At 59.2% G+C, this 25,417-nt stretch carries 20 protein-coding genes and 1 pseudogene; 10 read left to right on the forward strand and 11 right to left on the reverse strand.

Going from position 1 to position 25,417, the window contains the following annotated elements; translation table 11 throughout:
- Positions 1–308 precede the first annotated feature (308 nt).
- Positions 309–1,943 carry a phosphoethanolamine transferase gene (locus ACWKV9_RS14675; protein ID WP_483836902.1) on the forward strand — a complete coding sequence of 545 codons (1,635 nt, stop codon included), beginning with the start codon at positions 309–311 and terminating at the stop codon, positions 1,941–1,943.
- A gap of 176 nt (positions 1,944–2,119) precedes the next feature.
- Here ACWKV9_RS14675 and ACWKV9_RS14680 read toward each other — a convergent pair whose 3' ends face one another.
- Both ACWKV9_RS14680 and ACWKV9_RS14685 read right to left on the reverse strand, forming a co-directional pair.
- Positions 2,120–3,586, reverse strand: a complete 1,467-nt coding sequence (locus tag ACWKV9_RS14680; protein WP_483836834.1) for an MFS transporter — start codon at positions 3,584–3,586, stop codon at positions 2,120–2,122.
- A 197-nt stretch (positions 3,587–3,783) separates the two neighbouring features.
- Positions 3,784–5,103 carry an Nramp family divalent metal transporter gene (locus ACWKV9_RS14685; RefSeq protein ID WP_483836835.1) on the reverse strand — a complete coding sequence of 440 codons (1,320 nt, stop codon included), beginning with the start codon at positions 5,101–5,103 and terminating at the stop codon, positions 3,784–3,786.
- A 105-nt stretch (positions 5,104–5,208) separates the two neighbouring features.
- Here ACWKV9_RS14685 and ACWKV9_RS14690 point away from each other — a divergent pair, with 105 nt between their 5' ends.
- Positions 5,209–6,657: an MFS transporter gene (locus ACWKV9_RS14690; RefSeq protein ID WP_483836836.1), complete on the forward strand. Its 1,449-nt coding sequence runs from the start codon at positions 5,209–5,211 to the stop codon at positions 6,655–6,657.
- 547 nt (positions 6,658–7,204) lie between these two features.
- On the opposite strand, the gene norR is transcribed toward ACWKV9_RS14690, so the two are convergent.
- Complete coding sequence (gene norR / locus ACWKV9_RS14695) at positions 7,205–8,761, reverse strand: nitric oxide reductase transcriptional regulator NorR (RefSeq protein ID WP_483836837.1); 1,557 nt, start codon at positions 8,759–8,761, stop codon at positions 7,205–7,207.
- A gap of 216 nt (positions 8,762–8,977) precedes the next feature.
- Between norR and ACWKV9_RS14700 the strand changes: the two genes are divergently transcribed.
- The 7 genes from ACWKV9_RS14700 to ACWKV9_RS14730 all read left to right on the forward strand — a co-directional run bounded on the left by ACWKV9_RS14700 (position 8,978) and on the right by ACWKV9_RS14730 (position 16,154).
- Positions 8,978–9,220 carry a transmembrane sensor/regulator PpyR gene (locus tag ACWKV9_RS14700; RefSeq protein ID WP_483836838.1) on the forward strand — a complete coding sequence of 81 codons (243 nt, stop codon included), beginning with the start codon at positions 8,978–8,980 and terminating at the stop codon, positions 9,218–9,220.
- A 217-nt stretch (positions 9,221–9,437) separates the two neighbouring features.
- Positions 9,438–10,889, forward strand: coding sequence for a UbiA family prenyltransferase (locus ACWKV9_RS14705; protein WP_483836839.1), 1,452 nt, complete (start codon positions 9,438–9,440; stop codon positions 10,887–10,889).
- Positions 10,886–12,202, forward strand: coding sequence for an FAD-binding oxidoreductase (locus tag ACWKV9_RS14710; protein WP_483836840.1), 1,317 nt, complete (start codon positions 10,886–10,888; stop codon positions 12,200–12,202). Before ACWKV9_RS14705 ends, ACWKV9_RS14710 begins: the two co-directional genes overlap by 4 nt.
- Positions 12,203–12,234: 32 nt before the next feature.
- The gene (locus tag ACWKV9_RS14715; protein ID WP_483836903.1) at positions 12,235–12,975 is read left to right on the forward strand and encodes an SDR family oxidoreductase; all 741 of its coding nucleotides are present in this window, start codon (positions 12,235–12,237) and stop codon (positions 12,973–12,975) included.
- Complete coding sequence (locus ACWKV9_RS14720) at positions 12,972–13,943, forward strand: lysylphosphatidylglycerol synthase transmembrane domain-containing protein (RefSeq protein WP_483836841.1); 972 nt, start codon at positions 12,972–12,974, stop codon at positions 13,941–13,943. The genes ACWKV9_RS14715 and ACWKV9_RS14720 overlap by 4 nt, the downstream gene beginning before the upstream one ends.
- 46 nt (positions 13,944–13,989) lie before the next feature.
- Positions 13,990–15,429 carry a DUF2723 domain-containing protein gene (locus ACWKV9_RS14725; RefSeq protein WP_483836842.1) on the forward strand — a complete coding sequence of 480 codons (1,440 nt, stop codon included), beginning with the start codon at positions 13,990–13,992 and terminating at the stop codon, positions 15,427–15,429.
- Positions 15,430–15,629: 200 nt separating this feature from the next.
- The gene (locus ACWKV9_RS14730; protein WP_483836843.1) at positions 15,630–16,154 is read left to right on the forward strand and encodes a hypothetical protein; all 525 of its coding nucleotides are present in this window, start codon (positions 15,630–15,632) and stop codon (positions 16,152–16,154) included.
- Between the two features lie 479 nt (positions 16,155–16,633).
- Here ACWKV9_RS14730 and ACWKV9_RS14735 read toward each other — a convergent pair whose 3' ends face one another.
- From ACWKV9_RS14735 to ACWKV9_RS14755, 5 genes and pseudogenes are all read right to left on the reverse strand, one after another.
- Complete coding sequence (locus tag ACWKV9_RS14735; protein WP_483836904.1) at positions 16,634–17,062, reverse strand: type VI secretion system amidase immunity protein Tai4; 429 nt, start codon at positions 17,060–17,062, stop codon at positions 16,634–16,636.
- A 29-nt stretch (positions 17,063–17,091) separates the two neighbouring features.
- Positions 17,092–17,588, reverse strand: a pseudogene (locus ACWKV9_RS14740) (type VI secretion system amidase effector protein Tae4).
- A gap of 852 nt (positions 17,589–18,440) precedes the next feature.
- Positions 18,441–18,650, reverse strand: a complete 210-nt coding sequence (locus ACWKV9_RS14745; RefSeq protein WP_483836844.1) for a hypervirulence associated TUDOR domain-containing protein — start codon at positions 18,648–18,650, stop codon at positions 18,441–18,443.
- A 195-nt stretch (positions 18,651–18,845) separates the two neighbouring features.
- The gene (locus tag ACWKV9_RS14750; protein WP_483836845.1) at positions 18,846–20,696 is read right to left on the reverse strand and encodes a glycoside hydrolase family 15 protein; all 1,851 of its coding nucleotides are present in this window, start codon (positions 20,694–20,696) and stop codon (positions 18,846–18,848) included.
- Positions 20,689–21,489, reverse strand: a complete 801-nt coding sequence (locus ACWKV9_RS14755; RefSeq protein ID WP_483836846.1) for an SDR family oxidoreductase — start codon at positions 21,487–21,489, stop codon at positions 20,689–20,691. Before ACWKV9_RS14755 ends, ACWKV9_RS14750 begins: the two co-directional genes overlap by 8 nt.
- Before the next feature lie 295 nt (positions 21,490–21,784).
- Between ACWKV9_RS14755 and ACWKV9_RS14760 the strand changes: the two genes are divergently transcribed.
- A complete protein-coding gene (locus ACWKV9_RS14760; RefSeq protein WP_483836847.1) occupies positions 21,785–22,720 on the forward strand; it encodes a LysR family transcriptional regulator in 936 nt (311 codons plus the stop codon).
- Here the strand turns inward: ACWKV9_RS14760 and pstB are convergent.
- The 3 genes from pstB to pstC are packed head-to-tail and all read right to left on the reverse strand — an operon-like array spanning position 22,717 to position 25,366.
- Positions 22,717–23,496, reverse strand: coding sequence for a phosphate ABC transporter ATP-binding protein PstB (gene pstB, locus ACWKV9_RS14765; protein ID WP_483836848.1), 780 nt, complete (start codon positions 23,494–23,496; stop codon positions 22,717–22,719). The two genes, ACWKV9_RS14760 and pstB, sit on opposite strands and share 4 nt — an antisense overlap.
- A complete protein-coding gene (gene pstA, locus ACWKV9_RS14770) occupies positions 23,496–24,374 on the reverse strand; it encodes a phosphate ABC transporter permease PstA (RefSeq protein ID WP_483836849.1) in 879 nt (292 codons plus the stop codon). Before pstA ends, pstB begins: the two co-directional genes overlap by 1 nt.
- Positions 24,371–25,366, reverse strand: a complete 996-nt coding sequence (pstC, locus tag ACWKV9_RS14775) for a phosphate ABC transporter permease subunit PstC (RefSeq protein ID WP_483836850.1) — start codon at positions 25,364–25,366, stop codon at positions 24,371–24,373. The genes pstA and pstC overlap by 4 nt, the downstream gene beginning before the upstream one ends.
- Positions 25,367–25,417: the final 51 nt, after the last annotated feature.

Below are 25,417 nucleotides of genomic sequence, written 5' to 3' on the forward strand. Positions count from 1 at the left end.
TTCGCTCTCTTTCAACGATTGGCGACCCTTGGGACACCTTCCCGATCCAGCCCACGTTGGCATAGCATTTGGATAGATTCTTGGACGTATGCGCTTGCCAATGCAGCCGTTTCGGCCAATTGAGCATAATCCACGGACGAGCGCTGCGGGCTTCACGAGTTATTCACATTTGATCTGAAAAACTTTGTGACAACTCCTTCCCCATGCTTCATAGGCTGAGCCATCGAACGTACGCGCAGGTCTCCCCTGACCTTGACGGCGCAGACCAGTGCGCGCCCGCTTCGCCATGATCAGCGTTTTATATGGAAATGAAATCGATGTTCAAGCGCCTGACTTCCACCCGCCTGGTTCTGCTGTTTTCGCTGTGCCTGGTGGCGTTTTATAACCTCTCGACCTGGCATGCGCTGGTCGGCCTGACCGAGCTGCAAGGGATCAAGGCAATAGCGTTTCAGGTGTCGTTTGCGTTTTTCCTGTGGGCCGCGTTCACGCTGCTGCTGATCCCCTTCTCGTTCCGTCCAACGCTCAAGCCGGTGCTGAGTCTGGTGGCGCTGTGCTCAGCGGCGGCGGCTTACTTCATGGGCAGCTACGGCATCGCCATCGACACGGTGATGATGCAGAACGTATTGGAAACCAATCCTGCTGAAGCCAGCGCCTTGCTCAGTGCCAAGCTGTTCGGGTATCTGCTGGTGCTCGGCGTGCTGCCGATCGTGCTGATCTGGTGGGCGCCAGTGAGCTATCGCCGGGTATTGCCGGGTCTGGTCAACAAAGTGTTGGTCGCTATTGGCTGCGTGCTGGTGATTGCGGTGTCGGTGGGCGCGTTTTATTCGACCTACGCGCCGATCTTTCGCGACGAAGACAAACTCACGCACTTCATCAATCCGACCAATTACGTGTACGCATTGGGCAAGTTGACCAAGCAAAGCGTGGCGATCAAGGAAACCCTGAAGGTTCAGACCGTGGGCGCCGATGCCGCACTCAGCGCCCAAGCGCAGCAACGTCCGAAGAAAAGCCTGATGATCTTCGTGGTCGGCGAAACCGCTCGGGCGGATCACTTCTCGCTCAACGGTTATGGCCGTGAGACCAACCCTGAGCTGGCGAAGCTGGACATTCTCAACTTCACCCAGGTGCAGTCCTGTGGCACGTCGACAGCGGTTTCGGTGCCGTGCATGTTCTCCAAATTCCCGCGCACCGATTACAGCGACAAGAAGGGCAAAACCTACGAAGGCCTGCTGGACATTCTCCAGCGCGCGGGCTTGAAAGTAGTGTGGCTGGACAACAACAGTGACTGCAAAGGCGCCTGTCTGCGCGTGCCCCACAGTGACATCCCGAAAAACCAGCCGAGCCCGTTCTGCGACGGCACCAATTGCCTGGATGAGTCGCTGCTGGTGGGGCTGCAGGACTACATCGACACACTCCAGGACAACGCCATCATCGTGCTGCATTCCGATGGCAGCCACGGACCCGAATATTACGACCGCTACCCCAAGTCGCTGGAGCGTTTCACTCCGGTCTGCCACACCAATCAACTGGGGAGCTGCACCTCGGACGAGCTGAAAAACGTCTACGACAACACTATTCTGTACACCGATCATTTCCTGGCGCAGACCATCGAACTGCTCAAGCGCAATCAGGACAAGGTCGACACCTCAATGATCTACGTGTCCGATCACGGCGAATCCCTGGGTGAAAACGGCGTGTACCTGCACGCCGCCCCATACGCCATTGCCCCGGCTGCGCAAACCCATGTGCCGATGGTCATGTGGTTCGGCAATCAGACACTCAAAGACGCCGCCGTCGACCTCAAATGCCTGCAAGCCAAGCGCGATCAACCGGACCTGAGCCACGATTACATGTTCCATTCGGTGCTGGGTTTGCTGGGTGTAACGACGGCGGAGTATCAGCCCAAGCTGGATATTTTCAGCAGTTGCAGGACAGGTGGGTGAGGATAATCTGATCCACCACGCAGGCATGGCTTGCTGCCGGTGCCCGGCAGATCGCCGACAAGTCAGGCTCCTACGGCCTGCGGCCAGAATCAAAAGCGTGGCCTCGCCGCATAGCCGCTTCTGCCGCAGGCGTAGGAGTCCGGCTTGCCGACGATGGGGCGCGCAGCGGCCCTGAATCAGTCATGAGCCTGGGACAACGGCCGGGCCACTTCTTCGAGGGATTTGCGCTCCGACGCCACGCCCCAGATGGCTTGCACGGACGCCGCGATCAGCATCAGCGCGCAGCCGATCAGATAGCCGATGAACACGTTGCCGCGATCATGGCTGTCGATCAATTCACCGAACAGCGTCGGGCCGATGATCCCGCCGAGTCCGGTGCCGAAGGCATAGAACACGGCAATCGCCAATGCGCGGATTTCCAGAGGGAAGGTTTCTGCCACGGTCAGGTAAGCCGAGCTTGCAGCCGCCGATGCGAAGAAGAAGATGACCATCCACGCAATGGCTTGCTGGGTCACGGTGAGCAGTTCTTGCTGAAACAGGTAACCGCTGATGGCCAGCAAAACGCCGGAAACCGCGTAGGTCAGGCTGATCATCACGCGGCGGCCGATGACATCGAACAGCCGCCCCAGCAAAAGCGGGCCGCAGAAATTGCCCAGCGCCAGCGGCAATACGTACCAGCCGATGTGGGAGGACGGCACATCGTAGAACTCAGTCAGCACCAGCGCGTAGGTGAAGAAAATCGCGTTGTAGAAAAACGCCTGAGCAGTAAGCAGCGTCATGCCCACTAACGCGCGCTGGCGATAACTGACGAACAGCGTCTGGAAGATTTCCTTCAGCGGCGTGTGATCCCGAGCGTGCAGGCGTAGGGGTTTCCCGGTGGGCGCTGGCAATTCATGGCCCTGTTCGCGAAAACGCTTTTCGATGTTTTCGACGATCTGCGTCGCTTCCTTCGTCTGACCGTGGATCAACAACCAGCGCGGGCTTTCCGGCAGCCAAAGGCGCATCACCAGGATCAACAAGCCCAATACCGCGCCGATGCCAAAGCACAGGCGCCAGCCCAGATCGCCGCCAATCCAGCCGGGGTCCAGCAGAACAATCGAGCCCACAGCGCCAAGGGCTGCGCCGATCCAGAAAGTGCCGTTGATGGTCAGGTCTACCCAGCCGCGAAAACGCGCCGGGGTGAATTCCTGAATGGTTGAATTGATCGCCGTGTACTCGCCGCCGATGCCCATACCGGTGAGAAAGCGGAACAGCATGAAGCTCCACAGGCTGAAGGAGAACGCGGTGGCCGCTGTGGCGCTGACGTAAAGAATGAGGGTGATGAAAAACAGCTTGCGCCGCCCGAGACGGTCGGTCAGCCAGCCGAAGAACAAAGCGCCCAGCACCGCACCGCAGATGTACGCGCCGCCCGCCAGACCGATGTCGCTGTTGGTCAGGTGCAGGACGGGGCTGTCTTTGAGCGCGCCGGATACCGAGCCTGCCAGCGTGACTTCAAGGCCATCGAGCAACCAGGTGATGCCCAGTGCAATCACCAGCAGCGTATGAAACCGGCCCCACGGCAAACGGTCCAGCCGTGCAGGAAGATCGGTTTCAAACAACTTGCCCCGAGTGTCGGCCTGCGCGCAAATGCTGGTGGTCGCCATGCCCTCATCCTCACCGTCAGGCCGTGGCGGCCTTTGGGTTCAGAGTTCCTGGGCGGCCATGGAGTTCAGCGAAATCACGACCCCTCACAGATCCTGTAGGAGCGAATTTATTCGCGAAGCAAAGTGTCAGGCGATAAAGATGTATCGGTAGAACCGGCGTCTCGCGAATGAATTCGCTCCTACAGGGCGCTGCGCGTTCAACTCACCCAAAAATACATCAGCGTCAGGTTGGCCAGCGAGATCAGGCCGAACAGGCCCCAAGCGAGGACTTTGGTGGTAATGCTGTTGGCGAACGGCCCCATCAGCTGTTTGTCGCTGGTGAACTTAATCAACGGCCACAGCGCAAACGGCAGTTGCAGGCTGAGCACGACCTGGCTCAGCACCAGCATCTTGCCCACCGCCCCGTCACCGAACCAGATCACCCCGATGAACGCCGGGATCAGCGCCAGCCCTCGGGTGATCAGCCGCCGCTGCCAGCACGGAATCTTCGCGTTGAGAAACCCCTCCAGCACCACCTGCCCGGCAATGGTCCCGGTGAACGTCGAGCTTTGCCCGGCCGCCAGCAAGGCTACGCCGAACAACACGCTGGCCAATGTGCCGCCCACCAGCGGGTCGAGCAGGTGATAAGCGTCCTGAATTTCAACCACTGCGGTATGCCCGGTGCCATGAAAAGCCGCTGCCGCGAGAATCAGGATTGCCGCGTTGATGATCAGCGCCAGGCTCAGCGAACCAATGGTGTCGACCCGCGCGTATTTGATCGCGCTGGCCTTGGCCGCTTGTGTCGTGCCATTGACCCGGGTTTGCACCACCGATGAGTGCAGATACAGGTTATGCGGCATGACCGTCGCGCCCAGAATGCCGATGGCGATGTATAGCGGCTCCTGATTGCTGAGCACGTCCCACGAAGGCTTGAGCCCGGCCACCACGTCGGGCCAGAACGGTTTGATCAGCACCAGCTCGATGAAAAAGCACGTCGCAATGGTGACGATCAGCCCGAGAATGATCGCTTCCAGACGTCGGAAATTGGCGCCCTGCAGCGCCAGCACGATAACCGTGTCGAACGCTGTCAGCGCCACGCCAGTGGTAATCGATACGCCCAGCAGCAGATGGAACGCCAGCGCCGCGCCCAGCACTTCGGCCAGATCGGTGGCCAGAATCGACAGTTCCGCCAGTATCCATTGGCCTTTGGCGACATTAGGGCTGTAGCGCTGCGCCGACAGCTGCGCAAGATCCCGGCCAGTGGCGATGCCCAGGCGCGAACAGAGGTTTTGCAGGACCATGCCCGACAGGCTGGCCAGCACTACGACAAACAGCAGCGAATAGCCGAAACGCGAACCCGCTTCAATGGCTGTGGCCCAGTTGCCGGGGTCCATGTAGCCGATGGAAATCAACAATCCCGGCCCGACGAACAGCATCATTTTGCGGGCGAATGAGGCATTGGCCGGAATCGCGACCGTGTCAGTCACAGCAGAAGGGCAAAACGGCGCTGTGGCGGTGGTGGGGAGTTTGTACTTCACAGGAATCCGGTGGCTGATGGCGACAAGCCACGGAGCTTAAACGCGCAGAAATGTTTTGTCTCGATTCCGTTACCATGGTCGGTCCCACGGAACTGGAACTTCGACATGTCTGCTTCTGCACAAACGGCCGCGAAGACGGCTAATGGCTCCGACGGTATCGACCCGGTGCGGGCCGCGCATATTTCGGCGCGCATTGATCGCCTGCCCGCTGTTGCTACGCTTTGGAAACTGGTCGCCCTGCTGTCCATCGGCGGCTTTTTCGAGCTGTACGATCTGTTTCAGACCGCCTATATCAGCCCCGGTCTGATTCGTGACGGGCTGTTTGCGACGGGGAATCAGGGTGTGTTCGGCTTCTCCGATCAGGCGGCGTTTGCGTCTGCCACCTTCCTGGGGCTATTTCTGGGGGCCAGTTGCCTGAGCCCTATTGCAGACCGTTTCGGCCGTCGGGCGATCTTCACTTTTGCGCTGATCTGGTACACCGTTGCCACTGTGTTGATGGGCATCCAGACTTCGGCGCTGGGCATCATCTGCATGCGCTTTCTGGTGGGCATCGGCTTGGGGATCGAGCTGGTGACCATCGACGCGTACCTGTCGGAACTGGTGCCCAAGCGCATGCGCAGTTCAGCGTTTGCCTTTGCATTCTTCGTGCAGTTTCTCTCGGTGCCGTCTGTGGCGTTGATGTCCTGGTGGCTGGTGCCGCAAGCGCCGTTCGGGATTTCCGGCTGGCGTTGGGTGGTGCTGGCGAGCGCGGTGTTCGCGCTGTTTATCTGGTGGCTGCGTTCACGCTTGCCGGAGTCGCCGCGCTGGTTGGCGCAGCATGGACGCTTCGATGAAGCCGAACGGATCATGGATGACCTAGAAGCGCGCTGCGTCACCGACCTGCAACGCAAAGAGCCCGGCAAAGCCCTCGACGAGCCCGAGACTCACACCGTGACGGTGGAAGGCAAAGGCCGTTTCGCCGACATCTGGCAGCCGCCGTATCGCCGCCGCGCGTTGATGTTGATCGTGTTTCACGTGTTCCAGGCCATCGGCTTTTTCGGCTTCGGCAACTGGCTGCCGGCGCTGCTGTCCGGTCAGGGCGTAAGCGTGACCCACAGTCTGGCGTACGCCTTCGTCATCACCCTCGCCTATCCGTTGGGGCCGTTGCTGTTCGTCAAATTCGCCAACCGGTTCGAGAACAAATGGCAGATCGTTGGCTCGGCGCTGGGTGCGATGATTTTCGGCACCTTGTTCGCGCAACAGACGACCGCTTTCGGGCTGATCTTCTGTGGCGTGATGATCACCTTCTGCAACGCCTGGTTGAGCTTTAGCTATCACTCGTACCAGAGCGAGCTTTTCCCCACCAACATCCGCGCCCGCGCGGTGGGCTTCTGCTATTCGTTCAGCCGGTTGTCGACGGTGTTCAGCAGCCTGCTGATCGGTTTCTTCCTCGATCACTTCGGCACGCCTGGAGTGCTGACATTCATCGTAGTCAGCATGTTGATCGTCATGATCACCATCGCCACGTTCGGGCCCAGAACGCGGAATCTGGCGTTGGAAGATATTGCGCATTGAGGCCCGGGACGCGGGCTCACAGATATTAACGGTGACTGGCTTCTGCCGAAGGCGTAGGAGCTCACGGAGGTTACGACGCCAGCGATGGGGCGCGCAGCGGCCCTGAAACCGGGACATCGTTTACACCTGACACGCCGGAGGCACCGGATTACTGCCGCTGCGCGGTCGAGCGCGACCCCGGCAGATCGTCGGCAAGCCGGACTCCTACGGCCTGCGGCCAGAATCCAGAGCGTCCTGTAGTTGATCATGGGGTATGAGACATGTGGGAGCGGACCTGTCCGCGAATAGGCCGGTACATCCAGTCCATCTGTAGCGCCTGACACATTGCCTTCGCGGACAGGTCCGCTCCCACGGATTTGTGCATTGATCGACACGGCCTGCGGGCAGAAGCAAGAGCTTCACGGGCACGCCTCGCGCTGACGATCAACGCATGAGCCGTATTTCTGTAGGAGCCAACTTGTTGGCGAGGCGGTTTATGGTTTCGGCAGTAACATCGCCTCGCGAACAAGTTCGCTCCTACAGAGAACTCGCTGTCGTGCTTATTGCTTCACCGAATCCCCAACCGCTTGGCCAGTCGGCTCAGGTTCGCGCGGTCGACGTTTAGCTCCCGCGCCACGTCGGCCCATTTGCCGTGATGTCGCTGCAGGGCTTCGCTGATGAGGATGGCTTGATAGGCGTCCACCGCCTCCTTCAGCCCTTCGCCAGGTTTGACGATGGGCACGGCGCCGTTGATCGCATGGGTCGGTGCCGGTACAGCGGCGCCCTCGTCAAGACCCAGCGCTTCAGCTTCAATGGTCAGGATTCGCGGACGCTCTACGTGCCCGGACAAGGCCTTCAGCACGCCGCGGCTGATCAAATGTTCAAGCTCGCGGACATTGCCTGGCCACGTATAACCCACCAGCAATTTTTGCGCCTCGGGGCTCATGCGCAAGCTGCGCAGCCCCATACGCGCGCGGTTTTCTTCGAGAAAAAAACCGGCCAGCAGCAACACATCACGGCCACGGTCGCGCAGCGGCGGCACCACCAGCGGGTACACACTCAGACGATGGTACAAGTCAGAACGAAAACGCCCCTCCTTCACTTCTTGCGCAAGATCGCGATTGGTCGCGGCGATGATCCGCACATCTACGCGGTGTTCCTGATCGGACCCGACACGCTGCAACTGCCCGCTCTGCAAAACCCGCAGCAGTTTGGCCTGCACCGGCAGCGGCAATTCACCGACTTCATCGAGGAAGATCGTGCCGCCATCGGCCAGTTCGAACTTGCCGCTGCGGCCATTGACCGCGCCGGAAAACGCGCCCTTGACGTGACCAAACAGCTCGCTCTCCACCAGCAGTTCCGGCAACGCCGCGCAGTTGAGGCTGATCAGCGGCTTGTGCGCCCGTGACGAGCTGAGGTGGATGGATTCGGCCACCAACTCCTTGCCCACGCCGGTCTCGCCGGTGATCAACACCGTCAACGGACTATTGCCGACCAACTGGATTTCTTGCTGCAAACGTTTGTGAACCGCGCTTTGGCCGATCAGCTCCCGAGGTCCGCGACCGCCAGCGGCGCGTTTATAGACTTCGGCCAACTGGCGCTGGTCTTCAAAATTGCGCGACAGCTGATTGATCCGCTCACTGGCGGTCACCGTCGCTGCTGCCAGACTGGAAAACGCCTGAAGGTTGTCCAGATCCAGCGCGCCGAAGTTGGAGGGGTCCAGAGAGTCGAGGGTAATCACGCCCCACGGTTTGTCCTGCACATAGAGCGGACAGCCCAGGCAATCATGGACTTCCAGATGCCCGTGATGACCATCGACCAAACCATCGTAAGGGTCCGGGAGATCGCAGTCAGTGGAGAAACGCGTCGGACCCCGGTGCTCCAGAATGATCTTGAGCCGAGGATGTTCCTCCACTTTGAAGCGCCGCCCGAGGGTGTCAGGACTCAACCCTTCCACTGACAGCGGCACCAGCACATCGCCGTCGAGCTTGAGCAGTGCAACGGCGTCGCACGGCAGCAATTGGCGCAACGAGCGCAGAAGACGTCGATAGCGCTCTTCATCCGGCAGCTCGCGGGAAAGGTCGGCCACCAGCGGCACCAACGCCAACAGCAAGGGATTCGTCATAACAACCTCAGAAGCGGCTAATGCAGGCAACGGAATTTAAATCGCGGTCATTATGACAGCGACCCTCGTTAAATCGACAGCACACCGAACAGGTCGATAAGACACAGCACTGCTAACCACTTGATTTATAAGCCCGATATAACTGGCACGGTTCCTGATAAAGACTAGATACCGGCGGGCACTTGCCACGTCATCATCGATTCAGGAGATACGGCCATGTTTGACTTCCTCAACAACCCAATCAATGTGCTGTCCCTTTCCACTCGCGTGCTGTGGACCGGGTTGGTCATGCTGCTGACAGGCATCATCGGCGCCTACGTGCTGGACCTGCATGTAAACCTGGTGGAATTGGTCAGCCTGCACGCTATGACCATTGTTGGCCCGACGCTGATCAAAATTGGCTATGTCATGCGCCTGCTGGCTCAACACAATCTGCGTAAGCACACGATATCGGCTTGATGCCTATCGCCAAATAACAGGCATCAACCGTTCGCCAAAAAGTTGCCAGCCCACTGTTTCATTATTGAAACGGCCCCTGGCTAAAGTGCCTCTTCAACATAGTAAAAAATTCTGACGTCAGGTCGCCGTCGTCTTCCCCGGCGCTGTTTAATTTAAATGAAGTCGGAAAAAAAACAATTGTGGCTATAGTCGGGTCGACCCCAAAGGAGCACTCACTATGGCCAGAATTCAGGGACGAGTTCTCGAAACTTATCCGCCGCTGGTAGTTGATCTGGATGGCACTTTGCTGCGTTCAGACTTGCTGATGGAAACCGCCATGGCCTTCGTCAGAAGCCAGCCGCTCAAGGCCTACAAGCTGCTTGGCTGGTTGCTCAAGGGCAAGGCGGCGCTGAAGGAAGGCCTGGCGCTGGAGACGCAGATTGACGTGTCGGTGCTGCCTTACGATCCTCAGGTCATCGAGATGATCAAGGCCGCAAAGGCCGATGGGCGGATGATCGTATTGGCTACTGCCAGTCATGTCAGCCTGGCCGAGAAGATCGCCGATCATCTGGAGTTGTTTGATCTGGTACTGGCCTCCAATGCGCAGCGCAACTTGTCCGGCAATAACAAGCGAGACTTGTTAGTCGCGCACTACGGTGAAGGCGGTTTCGATTATCTGGGCAACTCCAAAGATGACTTGCCAATCTGGAACGTGTCCCGCCAGGCGTATTTAGTGAATCCCGATTCCGGTGTGGAACAGCGCATTAAAGCAGTGCGCCAGATCGAGCCGGTTATTCATTCCAACACCTCCTCCTTGCGCGACTGGCGCAAAGCGTTGCGCATGCATCAGTGGCTGAAAAACGCGCTGGTGTTCGTGCCGTTGCTGGCGTCCCATCGCATCAGCCAGTTCGAACTGGTGCGTGATGGGGTGTTGGCGTTTCTGTTTTTCGGCCTGTGCGCCTCCAGCGTTTATATCCTCAACGACCTGCTGGATCTGGGCGACGACCGCCATCACAAAAGCAAGTGCAACCGTCCGTTTGCCAGCGGCAAGTTGTCAATCAAGGCCGGACTGTTGCTGGTACCGACCCTGCTCGTACTGTCGTTCGGCGGCGCGCTGATGCTGTTGCCCTGGCAATTCTCAGCCGTCATGGCCGCTTATTACGGCCTGACGCTGGCGTATTCGCTGCACCTCAAACGCATGATGGCGGTGGACGTGATCGTGCTGGCAATGCTCTACACCGCGCGCATTATCGCCGGCGTCGCCGCGTTCAACCTGACGCTGACGTTCTGGATTCTGGCGTTCTCGATGTTCATGTTTCTAAGCCTGGCGATGGTCAAACGCTACGCCGAACTGCGCGACGCGAGGGCGCGAGAGGTGAACACCATGGCCCGAGGGCGCGGCTATTACCCGGGCGATCTAGACATGATCGCATCCCTCGGCGCGTCATCCGGCTACCTGGCGGTGATGGTCCTGGCGCTGTACATCCAGGACGCTGCGACCACGGCGCTGTATGGCACTCCGCACATCATCTGGCTGGCGTGCCCATTGCTGTTGTTCTGGGTGACGCGCGTCTGGATGCTGACCCATCGCGGCATGATGAACGACGATCCGGTGGTGTTTGCCATCCGTGACCGCACCAGCCAGCTCATCGGCGCGGCGTTCATGATGATGTTCTGGATCGCGGCATGAGCACGCCGTTGTATTCCTGGGGGCGCTTCCCGCGTACGCCGCAGCGTGGTCACCGTTGTGAATGGCTCGACGATTTGCCCGCGCATCTGGACCGGGTCATCGACCGCCACCAGAGCAGTCTGCCGTTCGGCAATGGGCGTAGTTACGGCGACAGTTGTCTTGCCAGCAGCAATGAAGTGCTGCACATGACCGCGCTGGACCGGGTGATCGGTGCCGACTGGCTGGCGGGCACCCTGCGTGTCGAAGCGGGCATCACCCTGGCCGCCTTGCTGGCGGTGGCAATCCCCAAGGGCTGGTTTTTGCCCGTCACTCCCGGCACCCAATTTGCGACCATCGGCGGCGCCATCGCCAACGATGTACACGGCAAGAACCATCACGTGCGCGGCACCTTTGGCCGGCATGTGCGCAGTTTCGGCCTGCTGCGACAGGGTCAGGCTGCGATCACCTGCTCACCCAGCCTCAATACCGAGCTGTTCGCTGCCACCATTGGCGGCCTCGGCCTGACCGGGGTGATTGAGTGGGCGGACATCCAGCTGATACCCATCCGCGCCAGCCAGATTGATTTCACGGTGCAGCGCTTCGGCAATCTGGCGGAGTTCTTTGCGCTGTCCGCTGAGTTAGATGCTCAGCATGAATACAGCGTGGCTTGGGTCGATTGTCTGGCCAAGGGCGCCGACACCGGGCGCGGCGTGTTCATCGTCGGCGATCACGCGCAATACGGCTCACTGGAAGTCGGTCAGCGCTCGAAGCTGAGCATGCCGGTGACGCCGCCGGTTTCGTTGATCAACAAGCTGTCGTTGAGCGCTTTCAACAACGCCTACTGGCGCCTGCACCCCAGCCAGCGCACACAGAAACGCAGCCGGTACGAGCCGTTTTTCTACCCACTGGACCGTGTGCTGCACTGGAACAGGATTTACGGCCGGCGCGGGTTTCAGCAATACCAGTGCGTCATCCCCGACGCCAATGCCGAAGTCGCCATGGGCGAGTTGCTGGCAGCGATCGCCGAGTCGGGTCAGGGGTCCTTTCTTGCGGTACTCAAGCGCTGTGGCGACATCCGCTCACCGGGGCTGTTGTCGTTCCCGCTGCCGGGCACCTCACTGGCGCTGGATTTCCCCCAGAGCGAAACCCTTGAAAACGTTGTATTCCCGCGCCTTGACGACATCGTTCGGGCAGCGGGAGGCCGCTTGTATCCGGCCAAGGATGCCCACATGAGCGGCGCCGACTTTCGTCAGGCCTACCCCGCCTGGGAGCAATTGGAAGCGCTGCGCGATCCCTCCCTGATGTCCCGTTTCTGGAGACGCGTGATCTTATGAAACCAGCTCTGAACACCGCTACCCCCACCGCCATGAAACGCGTTCTGATCATCGGCGCCACCTCGGCCATCGCCAGCGCCTGCGCTCGTTTGTGGGCCACTCAGGGCAGTGATTTTTTCCTCGTGGCGCGCAACGTCGACAAACTGCAACAGACCGCTGCCGACCTCAAAGGGCGTGGCGCGCGCAATGTCACGCTGCATGAAATGGACGCCAACGACATTCAGGCGCACCCCTTGATGGTGAGCCGTTGCCTGACCGCGCTGGGCCAGATCGACATCGCCCTGATCGCCCACGGCACCCTGCCCGACCAGAAAGCCTGCGAAGTGGACGTTGACCTGGCGCTGCGGGAATTCGCCAACAACTGCACGTCGGTGATTGCACTGCTGACGGTGCTGGCAGTGCAGTTCGAGATTCAGCGCTGTGGCAGTCTGGCGATTATTTCGTCGGTGGCAGCGGATCGCGGTCGCCCTTCCAACTACTTGTATGGCAGCGCCAAGGCGGCGGTCTCGACCTACTGCGAAGGTTTGCAGGCCCGGCTGTTCAAGGTCGGCGTGCACGTCACCACCATCAAGCCGGGCTTTGTCGATACGCCGATGACCAAGGGCCTGGCGCTGCCTGCAGCGTTGCTCGCACAACCGGCGCAGGTGGCGCAGCGCATTGTCACCGGCATCGCCAACAGAGTGCCGACGCTGTATGCCCCAGGCTTCTGGGCGCTGATCATGTGGATCATCCGCTCGATTCCGCAACCGGTGTTCAAGAGGCTCAACTTGTGACCGAGCCAGTGCAGCTGTCCGGCTGGCGCTTCCGGGCGGTGGTGCTGTCGGTGGTCTGCTCGGCGCTGGGCTACCTGGGCTTCTCGCTCTGGGGCGGTTGGCACGCTGTCGGCCTGGCGGTAGGCGAAGTCGGCCTGATTGGCATCCTCATCGCGCTCTTTATGTCGTCGGTCAACTACGGGCTGCGATTCGTGCGCTGGCAAGCGTATTTGAAAGTGCTGGGCCACCCGATGCCGTGGCGCCCAAGCCTGAATATCTATCTGGCCGGTTTTGCCCTGACCACCACGCCCGGCAAGGCTGGGGAAGCGCTGCGCGGCGTGCTGCTCAAGCGATGGGGCGTGCCGTATCCGAAGAGCTTTGCGGCGTTCATCAGTGAGCGCCTGTCGGACCTGTTCGCTGTGGTGCTGCTCACGTTGTTCGGCCTGTCGCTGTACCCCGAAGCGCTGCCGATGATCGTGGTGGGCGTCAGCCTGGTGCTGGTCGGTTTGCTGGTGCTGTCGCAACGCCGGTTGCTCGAACGCCTGACCCTGATGCTGCCGACCCAGGGCGGCAAGGTCATCAAACTGCTGCAACACCTGATGCAGGTGCTGTTGCAGGCGCAACGCTGTAATCGCCTGGGGCTGCTGCTGGGCCTGACGCTGCTCAGCGTGATCGCGTGGAGCGCCGAAGCGCTGGCGTTCGACTGGATTCTGAAATGGATGGGCGCCGACATTCCGCTGACTTTCGCCGTGTTCGTCTACGCCCTGGCGATGCTGGCAGGCGCGGTGAGTTTCATGCCTGGCGGGCTGGGTGGCGCCGAAGCGGTAATGGTCGGTCTGCTGGTCTGGAAAGGCATGTCCAGCGCAGACGCCATTGCTGCCACGGTGCTGATCCGCCTGGCGACCTTGTGGTTCGCGGTGGCCATCGGCGCGGTGATGTTGCTCAAGATCAAGGGCCAGACGCCGCTGCACAGTCAGCCGGCCCAATAACACTCAACACGCACTCTCAAGCAAGAAAGGGACAGGAGTAGAAGTCATGGTTGCAGGCAAACGAGGTCGGTCATCGACGCTCATCCCGCTGTTGTTGGTCATCGGCGCTATCGTCTGGAGCTTTCTGGCGTCCAGCGGGCCGATTCAATGGATGGACAATGGCGTGTTCCTCGCCGATGCCTCACAGGGCCAGTACTTCAGCGAATCGCTGGGGCCGCTGGATCATCCGCTGTATCAGTTTTTCATCACGGCGGTGTACAACCTGTTCGGCCCGCTGCTGCTGAGCCTGCTCAACTCGTTCCTGCTGATTCCGCTGGCGTGGGTGGTTTACCGGCTGGGGATCGGTGTCGGCGCCAATTCGCGCCAGGCGCTGCTGGCGGTGGCCGTGGCGATTCTGTCCCATGCGGTGTTCTGGATCTCGACCAAAGCCGAGGTGTATCTGCTGCACACGCTGCTGGTGATGCTGGCGTACATGGTGCATTTCGATGCGCGTTTGAAGCTTGGGCAATTGCAGCGGTTGTTTCTCATTGGTGTGTTTACCGGCCTGGCCGCGGCGATCCATCAACTGACCTTCATTGTGTTGCTGCCGCTGTACCTGCAACTGCTGTGGCAGCAGCGTTGGCGTACGCTGATGACCATTCCCGGCGCGGCGTTGGGGTTTGCCGTGACCTTTCCGGCGATCATCCAGGACCTGGAAGCCGGCCGCAGCCTGATCGAGATTGGCCACCGCTACCTGATCGGCATTCCTGACCGGGCATCAGAGCTGACTTGGCAGGGTTCGCTGTTTCGCTTCGATGATATGTGGCACGAGAAAAACTCGGTAGTGCTGCTCATGCTGTCGCTGATCGGCCCGCAAATACTCGGTCTGGTGCTGTTCCCCAAGAGCCCGGCGCTGCGCCTGCTGTGGGCGGCGGCGATGCTCAACTTTGTGTTCGCGGTGTCTTACAACGTCACTGACCGGTTTACTTTTTTTCTGCCGGGGGTGGTGCTGCTGAGCCTGCTGGGAGTGCTTCAATTGCAGAAGTTGCTGCACAAAGTGCGCGCAGAGAAGCTGATGCCAGCGTCCGCACTCTGCTCCCCGGTAGCGATCCTGGTGGTGTATTCGGTCTACGCCAGCAACATCATTCAGCTGCCGACCCACACCGAAAAACTGCCGTTTCGCGATGATATTCACTACTTCATGGTGCCCTACCTGCCCGACCGCTCCGCCGAAGCGTTCGTGCGCAGCTACGAAGAATCCGCCCCGGAAGGCGCGCTGATCATCTCCGACTGGACGCCCAACGGCGCCCTGCGCTCGGCACAAGCGAGCGGACGCCTGAAAAACCGCACCTTTGAGTTGTGTGAAGAGGTGCAGGACATTACCCCTTATCTGCAAGGGCCGGGGGCGTATCTGGCACGTACCAGCTATTGCGGGGTGATCGCCAACCGGTTCCAGCTAGACGCGTTACCGGTGGGGTATGCGGTGAAGGCGAAGGGGAATCTGTAGCGCGCTCAGGCTCAAACTGTTGGTGGTCGAAAATGCGTCCTTCGGGGCGCATTTTTTAGTTGGCTTGTAGGATGGCTACTGCGGACGATGTAGGAACGGTCTCTGAATAAGGCAATGATTCCGTCTTCACGACTAACCGCTCAATATCTCCAAAGCACGCCCGACACTTCTGAAGACCCACCAGGATCTCAGGAGGTTTTATGATCGGAAATCTAAGTAAAGTTCAGGGGCGACTGGAATCGTATTTCGCAGTGCCTGACAAGCGGTTCAGCATCAAATCCCAGGCCAATACTCCCGGGTCCGAAGTTAAGGAAAAAGTACGCCAGTACTGGGCGGACCCAGACATTTCCAACGTAAAAAAGCTGCAGGGATTGAACATCAACTTAAGAGGCTTCGACCCTCGTAACACCACTTCAAAAGAGCTTTTTTCGGTTGCGACGATGCTGAGCGACCTCGGAATAATTGACGAAGATTTAGTAACTACCATCGCCAGCATCGATGTCGAGTTCGACAACCAGGGCAAAGAGATCTACAGCGACAAAGCAGTCGATGCGTATGCGTTCTTTAACCAAAGTCTGGAGTTCTTGAAAAAGCACATCGCGCAGGGTGACGACTATTCGAAAGCTACGCTCATTGATTTAAATGCTGCTATAGCGGTAGTGAAAGCGCTTGAAGCGCACGGTAAAACCCCTCGGGCCCAATCATCGGTCAGTATCAGGGTTTAGAAGTGGGGCGGTTACGAAGTTGTGTGAGCTTGCGCGTCGAATTGCCGCTTCTGCCCGGAGGGCGTAGGAGTCCGGCTTGCCGACGATGGGCCGCGAAGGAGCCCTGAAACCAGGCACCTCGGCACATCCGTCATACCGCATGCACAGGTTTTGCTGCCGGTGCCCGGCAGATCGCCTGCAAGCAAGGCTCCTACGGGCTGCGCCCAGAATCAAAAGCAATACGCGGGGGGCGACGTTGCGCTTCTGCCCGGAGGGCGTAGGAGTCCGGCTTGCCGACAATGAGGCCGCGAAGCAGCCCTGAAACCAGGCACCTCGGTACATCCGTCATACCGCATGCGCAGGTTTTACTGCCGGTGCCCGGCAGATCGCCTGCAAGCAAGGCTCCTACGCCTTCGGCAGAAGCGGGTCCGGCAAATGATCCTAATGCTGCGCGTGGAACCGATCATTGCCTGTTGGCGGATCGCTCAGAAGCCGTCCGCTTATTTCGAATTCAGCGGCGATGATGCGTCTTGTCTGTAAGTGCGCTCAGGATCGAAGACCATTTGCTTCACCTGCACTTCTAGATCGGTGCTGTGATAAAGGTCAAGACACTTCAATAAATCAAAACGCACACCTTTGATTTCTGACTCTACCATCGGATTGTGATAATCCCTGGCAAGGTAATCATTCACCAACCTGCGGATGGCAAGTGGGCCCTGTTCCAAATCGTAAGATCCCCAGTCCCTCAACGCGCTCACACTGCTCCCGGCGTCTTTGCCCACATCCGCGTCATATTTGTAGGCTGTGGTGATACATGTTGCGAGAGCTATATCCTTGTAGTTCTGAGCATAAGTACGAGCCCCGGCTTGTGGAGAATTTCGGTTTTGGTCCTCGGCATGAGTGACTGACGAACAAATGCCAATAAGCATGGCGCTATATACACCTAGTACTTTTTTTATCACTTTAAACTCCAAAAGTTAGCCTTATCGGTACGATATGCAGCCTCTGGCTGATTGAAGTAGCAATGATCGTAACAAAGTCGTCCGTCGAACAAAGTCGCGTGCCCCTGCGCATCCGACCATCCAGATATCTCAAAAAGAATGAGGCCCTTCCTGCCTGCCAAGGCGTCTGCAGAGTTGGATATTTCACAATCTCCGGGCGTCCCCAGCGACGCTCCAGGAATTTGATGAGATTTTTGACGCGATAGAAATATTGACGCTTATCCGCTCCTGAGACTGTTTCTCGGGGAATCGTCGGGATAACCAACCCAGCCTCATTCAAGATATAACTCATGCGCACGGCGCAAGTATTGGTCCATTGTTGTTCCGGATCAGGGTTGTTTATATTGAATTCAACATATCCGCCAATCATCTCTGCGACTTTTGCGCTTGTGTTCAAAGGTTCATAAATTCGCTGGGATGCACTCCATGCGGTAGCAAACGACGGTCGATTCATTTGTCTTCCTTGATTTCAGTTCCTGGTGACGGTCGTGCAATGCTCCAGTGGTCTCACTCCGTTGATCCGAGCAACAAAGTTCGATTCACGACCAGAGCCTCGACGCTATCAGCATTTAGGAGGTATCGACGCCAAGCGGAAAAATCCGGATTTGTCCTATGAGGAGATCAGGAGTTTTCCTACATGGGGCGGATGATGATGGTGCCCGGAGGGCAGCGACGTGGTCGGGATCAGTCTGACCGAGCAGCCCTGAAACCGGGCCTAGGTACATCCGTCATACCGCATACACAGGTTTTGCTGCCGGTTCCCGGCGGATCGCCTGCAAGCAAGGCTCCTACGGGCTGCGCCCAGAATCAAAAGCAATACGCGGGGGGCGACGTTGCGCTTCTGCCCAGAGGGCGTAGGAGTCCAGCTTGCCGACGATGGGGCCGCGAAGCAGCCCTGAAACCAGGCACCTCGGTACATCTGTCATACCGCATGCACAGGTTTTACTGCCGGTGCCCGGCAGATCGCCTGCAAGCAAGGCTCCTACGGGCTGCGCCCAGAATCAAAAGCAATGTGCGGAGGGCGACGTTGCGCTTCTGCCCAGAGGGCGTAGGAGTCCGGCTTGCCGACGATGGGCCGCGAAGCAGCCCTGAAACCAGGCACCTCGGCACATCCGTCATACCGCATGCACAGGTTTTGCTGCCGGTGCCCGGCAGATCGCCTGCAAGCAAGGCTCCTACGGGCTGCGCCCAGAATCAAAAGCAATACGCGGCGGGCGACGTTGCGCCTCTGCCCGGAGGGCGTAGGAGTCCGGCTTGCCGACGATGGGCCGCAAAGCAGCCCTGAAACGGCTTGCCGACGAGGCGACTAGACCTTTTTCAGCGCATCTTCTTTATGCATTGCCAGATGCCCGGTCTTGTCGCTTTTGACTTCGTATTGCGGCTCGTCTTTGGACGCTTTTCGATGGCGGCCCATGAATTCCACATCGCTGGTGTGGACCTTGGTCACTTTGCCTTTGATGTGGCCGACTTCGGAGTTCCAGGTAACGTGGTCGCCGACTTTGAAAGGATGGGTCATGGTAAGAAGCACCGAAGTGGATGAATGAATAAGACAGTGAGTCCGACGCAATCCTTTGTAGGAGCTGCCGAGCTGCCGAAGGCTGCGATTGCGGTTCGTCTGACACACCGTTTCGCAGCCTTCGGCGGCTCGGCAGCTCCTACCGGTTGCGCAGATCCTGTGGGAGCGGACCTGTCCGCGAAGACGTCATTGAATTCACGGCTGCCACTGGGTCTTGGTGCCATCAAGCTTGCGGTCCAGAAAACTTGCAGCACTGATCAACGCCAAATGACTCAACGCCTGTGGCGTGTTGCCCAAATGATGCCCATGGGCGTCGAACTCTTCGGCGTACAGGCCCAGCGGATTGGCGTAGCGCAGCAGCTGCTCGAATTCCAGATGCGCTTGTTCGACCTTACCGGCCCGCGCCAGGCATTCGACGTACCAGAACGAACACGCGACAAAAGCGCCCTCTTCGCCCATCAGTCCATCGTCGTGGGTATCGTCGTTGCGATAGCGATAGACCATGCCGTCGCGCACCAACGTGCGTTCAATGGCTTCAAGCGTCGACAACCAACGCGGATCGCTGGCGCCGACGAATCGCACCAACGGCATCAGCAACATGGAGGCGTCGAGGTTTTTGCTGCCGGTGTGCTGCACGAAATGCCCGCGCTCGGCGTCCCAGAAGTTGTTCCAGATGTCGTCGTGAATGGCCTGGCGCTCTTTGTCCCAGCGGTCGAACGGTGCGGGTAACGAGCGTTTCAATGACAAACGGATGGCTCGGTCAAACGCCACCCAGCACATCAGCCGCGAGTGCAGAAAGTGCTTATCGTCGCCGCGCATTTCCCAGATCCCGACGTCCTTGCTGCGCCAGGTGTCGCACAGTTCGTTGGTGAGTCGGGTAACGTGCTTCCAGCCTTCGTGGGAGATCGCTTCGCCGTATTTGTTCGCCAGATACACCGCGTCCAGCAGTTCGCCGTAGATATCCAGTTGCGTCTGTTTATAGGCCTCGTTGCCAATACGCACCGGCGTGGCGCCGCCGTGGCCGGACAAGTGATCCAGCTCTTCTTCCGGCAATTTTTCCTGCCCATCCAGGGCGTACAAAATGCCGAGCTTGTTGGCGTCTTCGCAGCAATCGCCCATGCGTTCTCGGACCCAGCGCATGAAACTGTTTGCCTCGTCGGTGTAACCCAGGCGCATGAAGGCGTAAACCGTGAACGAGGCGTCACGGATCCAGGTATAGCGGTAGTCCCAGTTGCGCTCGCCACCGGCTTCTTCGGGCAGACCAAAGGTTGCCGCCGCCACGATGCCGCCGTGCCTGCGGGAGGTGAGCAGCTTGAGCGCCAACGCCGAGCGGTTGACCATCTCGCGCCAACGCCCACGGTATTCGGACTGTCGACTCCAGCTGCGCCAGAACTTCAGGGTGTCTTGCAGGTAGCGATCGCACTTGCCGGCACTGACCTGTTCATCGTCTGCGCCGCCCAGAATGAATTCAACGATCTGGCCCTGCTCCACTTCAAACTCGGCCACGGCCGCGTAGTCATCCAGACCTAGCTCGGTGGTCGATGAAAGACGCATCGACGGCTGCCCTTCGGCTTCGAACAACACATCCGCTCCGTCCATGCGTGCCGTGGTGTCGGCGCGACTGTAGTCGTGGCGAACCCGGCAGACCATGCGCACTGTGCAGCGCCCGTGTCGGACATGAACCCTTCGAGATAGACGCGGCAAGTCTTCGGGTTCGGCCGCAATCGGCATCAGATCAGTAACTTCAACGACCGCATCCTCAGCGATCCAGCGCGTCATCAGCACGTTGGTTTCCGGCAGGTATAACTGCTGGCGGCGCGCATCTGGCAAGTCGGGAGAAAGCTGGAAAATCCCGGCGTCGGGGGTGTCGAGCAGCGCCGTGAAGATCGACGGGCTGTCGAAATCCGGCCAGCAGCAAAAATCAATGCTGCCGGTGTCGGCCACTAAGGCTGCGCTGCGCATGTCGCCGATGATGCCGTGATTCTCGATCGGGTTTTGCAACTCGTCGCGGGGCTTGGTCTGGGGTTGTTGGGCGTGTTCAACCATTGTTTCGGAACTCCGGATACAGGCTCATGCCGCCGTCGATAAACAGGGTGGTGCCATGCACGTAATCCGAAGCATCGGAAGCCAGCCAGACCACGGCGTTGGAAACGTCTTCGGCCTCCCCCACGCGCCCGTAAGGAATCAATTCCAGCAGCTTTTTCTCAGCATCGCCCTCGGTGGCCTTGGTGTTGATGGCCGTGCGGATGGCGCCTGGCGCAATGCTGTTGACGCGGATGCGCTGCTCGCCGACTTCCTGGGCGATGCTGCGCATCAACAGGTCGATGCCGCCCTTGGACGCCGCGTAGTTGACGTGCCCGGCCCAGGGAATCAATTGATGCACCGAGCTCATGTGGATGACTTTGCCCAGAGCACGGGATATTTCAGGGCGGATCTCTTGTTTGGCAAACTGGCGCAACGCGGCGCGCACACAAAGAAACTGCCCGGTCAGATTGACTTCGATGACTTTGTTCCAGTCCGCCAGCGTCAGGTCAGCGATGGCGGCATCCTTCTGCAGGCCTGAATTGGCAAGCAGGATGTCCAGGCGGCCGAACGCTTCCAGGGTCTTGGCGAACAGTTTTTCAACGTCTTCCTCTTTGGAGACATCAGCGCCAACGGCGATGGCCTGGCCGCCAGCATCGCGAATCTGTTGCGCAAGCTTTTCAGCAGGCTCTTGCTGGGAGTTGTAGTTGATCACCACGGCCGCGCCTGCATCGGCCAGCCCCTTGGCGGACGCAGCGCCCAGCCCTGAACTGCCGCCCGTGACCAAGGCAACCTGGCCTTTCAAAGAAATCAGCATAAATGTCGAGCCTCATGTGAGCGTTTAAATGCTGACTGGTGGCTGCGGATGTAAGTTCAGTGCCCGTCACTGTAGGAGCTGACGAGCCGCCGAAGGCTGCGATTGCGGTGGGTCAGATGTACCGGCTCGCAGCCTTCGGCAGCTCGTCAGCTCCTACAGAAATCAGTTTCATCGAGATGAAATATCGGTTATCTGGCCCACCGCGCTAGACGCAGCGCAACCCCACTCCATAAACTGTCGCCCATCATTTCGTAACAGCGGGTGACCAAATGATGGGAATTAGGGACATCGACCGATGAATCGAAATGAACTGCGCAAGGCCGACATCAACCTGATGGTGGTGTTCGAGACCTTGATGCAAGAACGTAACGTGACTCGCGCCGCGGAAAAGCTGTTCCTCGGCCAGCCCACCATCAGTGCCGCCCTCAACCGCTTGCGAGCGCTGTTCAACGATCCGTTGTTCATTCGGGTCGGACACCGCATGGAGCCCACCGCCCGGGCTCAAGAGATCATTCATCACCTGTCGCCCGCGCTGGATGCCATGTCAGTGGCGTTGAGCCTGACCCGGGAATTCGACCCCGCCAGCAGCGACATGACCTTTCGCCTGGGCCTGTCCGATGACGTCGAATACAGCCTGCTGCCTGCCCTGCTGCGTTCGATTCGTCAGGAAGCGCCGGGCATAGTGATCGTGATCAAACAGGTCAACTACTGGAATATCTCGGAACTGCTGATGTCCGGCGAAGTGACTGTAGGCGTCTGCCTGACCCGGGAATTGCCAGCCAACGCCAAGCGCAAGCTGCTCAGAAGCGTACAGCCGATGGTGGCGCGGGCCGACAAACCGACCAAGCCGTTGACGCTGGACGACTATTGCTCGCGCCCGCATGTGGTGGTGTCGCATGTGGCGAACATCAGCAGTTTCGCCGATGAGTGGCTAGACGCTATCGGCCGCAAACGCCAAGCCGTGCTGTCGGTGCCTCAGTACAGCACCCTGCCCGCCTTGATGGCTAATACAGACTTGCTATGTAATCTGCCCGACCACCTGACGGCAGCCATGATCAAAAGCGGCCTGCTCTACGGAGAGCCGCTGCCATTCATCACGCCTAATCTGGAATTATCGATGGTCTGGCTCAGCGTCATGGACACTGACCCGGCGGAACGCTGGTTGCGCAGGAAGCTGGAGTTGTTCATGGGGGACCACAGCGTGCTCCCCCCTTTGCCGAAAAAGCCTTAACCGAAACGACCGGTAATGTAGTCCTCGGTCTGAGTCTTGGACGGCTTGGTGAAGATGGTGTCGGTGTCGCCGTGTTCGATCAGCTCACCCATGAACATGAACGCGGTGTAGTCCGAGCAACGCGCGGCCTGCTGCATGTTGTGGGTCACGATGATCACGGTGAACTGTTCTTTGAGCTCGGTGATCAACTGCTCGATTCGCCCGGTGGAGATTGGGTCAAGCGCTGAAGTCGGTTCGTCCAGCAGCAACACTTGCGGGCGCAGCGCGATGGTCCGGGCGATGCACAGACGCTGTTGCTGACCGCCGGACAGGCTCTGGGCGCTCTGCTTGAGTTTGTCTTTCACCTCATCCCACAACGCCGCGCCACGCAGCGCCTGTTCAACACGCTCTTCCATCTCGCGGCGCGACAGCTTCTCGTGGTGACCCACGGCGTAGGCGATGTTCTCGAAAATCGACATCGGGAACGGAACCGGCTTCTGGAACACCATGCCGACGTTGCTGCGCAGGCGGTTCATTGAATAGCTCGGGGCCAGGATGTTCTCGCCGTTGAGCAGCACTTCGCCGCGCGCTTCCTGTTTCGGGTACATCGAGTAGATGCGGTTGAACACCCGCAGCAGCGTGGACTTGCCGCAACCGGACGGGCCGATGATCGCCGTGATGCGCTTCTCGGGGATGTTCATGTCGATGGACTTGAGCGACCTGTTGTCGCCGTAGAAAAACTCGAGGCCGCGCACCTGGATCTTGGTTTTTTCATCGGCAAGGGAAAGGTTATTCATCAGGACGACCTATTACGCAAAAGAATTAAACGGGAGCTCAGGCTCAGGACCAGAACGAACATTGTCAGGATCAGCGCGCCGGCCCAGGCCAGGGAGTGCCAGTCATCGAAGGGGCTCATGGCGTACTGGAAGATCACCACCGGGACACTGGCGATCGGCTTGAGGATGTCGCTGCTCCAGAACTGGTTACCGAAGGCGGTGAACAACAGCGGCGCGGTTTCGCCGGTGATGCGCGCCAGCGCCAGCAACACGCCGGTGACGACGCCAGCCTTGGCGGCACGCAGGACGATTTGCAGGGTCAGTTTCCACTGCGGCACGCCCAGGGCCAGCGCGGCTTCACGCATGGTCGACGGTTGCAGCTGAAGCATTTCATCGGTGGTACGCACGACGACCGGGATGACCAGCAGCGCCAGGGCCAAGGCGCCAGCCAGTGCCGAAAAGCCGACCTGATGGTTGGTGACAGCGCTCAACGGCAAAATCACAGCGGTGTAAACGAACAAGCCCAACACAATCGACGGCGCCGACAACAGGATGTCGTTGATGAAGCGCACGGCATTGCCGAGCTTGGTGTGACGAGCGAACTCGGCCAGCCAGATACCGGCCATCAAGCCAATCGGTGTACCGATCAACAAGCCGATCCCGGACATCAGGAAGCTGCCGTAGAAGGCGTTGGCCAAACCGCCTTCGGAACCGGGCGGCGGCGTCATTTCAGTGAACAAACGGGTGTTGAGCGCCTGGAAGCCGTTGACCACGGTGGTCAGCAGAATCCACACCAGCCACAGCAGCCCGAACGCCGTAGCGCCGCAGCTCAACACCATAGCGATGATGTTTTTTATGCTGCGAACGCGGTACAGGTTCTCGTTTTCGACCTTGCTCATACTCCCTCCTTGCGCGACAGACGAGACAGCATCAGACGGGCCAGCGCCAGCACGATGAACGTCACAACAAACAACAGGAAGCCCAGAGCGATCAGTGCCGAACGGTGCAGGTCGGTGTAGGCCTCGCTGAACTCGTTGGCGATCACCGAAGCGATCGAGCTGCTCGGCATCATTAACGAGGCCGAAAATTGATGGGCGTTACCCAGAACGAAGGTCACCGCCATGGTTTCGCCAAGGGCGCGGCCCAGACCCAGGAAAATCCCGCCGACCACCGCCGAGCGGGTGTAAGGCAGGACGATGTCCCAGACCACTTCCCATGTCGTGCCGCCCAGGGCGTAGGCCGATTCTTTAAGTGCAACCGGGACGCTGCGAAACACTTCCTGCATCACCGAGGTAATGAACGGGGTGATCATGATAGCCAGCACGATACCGGCGGTGAGCATACCGATGCCCAGCGGCGGACCCTGGAAGATCGGACCGATCAAAGGCAAGGCGCCCAGATTGTCGTTGATCCAGGGCGCCATGTTTTCCGCCATGAACGGGCCGAAGACGAACAGGCCCCACATGCCGTAGATGATAGAAGGAATGCCTGCCAGCAGCTCGACGGCCGAGGCGATCGGCATGCGCAACCAGGGCGGCGCAACTTCAGTCAGAAAAATCGCGATGCCGAAACTCACCGGAACGGCGATCAGCAGTGCGAGAAAGGAGGTCACCAACGTGCCGTAGATTGGGACCAACGCGCCAAACTTGCCGTTGACCACGTCCCATTCGGTACTGGTGAGAAATTCGAAACCAAAGGTCTTGAACGCCAGGGCACCGCCCCACAGCGTCGAGCCAGCAATACTTGCCAGCAGAACCAGCACCAACAGAGCCGCGCCGAGCATCGTGCGCCGAAACCAGGCGTCATGACGGTGATCGCGGGCCGCGCGTTTTTCGCTCTCGGATTCGACATCCGGAATGACAGCGGACATGTATTGGGTGTTTTCAGTCATGGTAGGTCCACTCGCAAAGAAACCCTGTCACCGGGTGGCGATGACAGGGGT

This window comes from Pseudomonas corni (assembly GCF_057128765.1).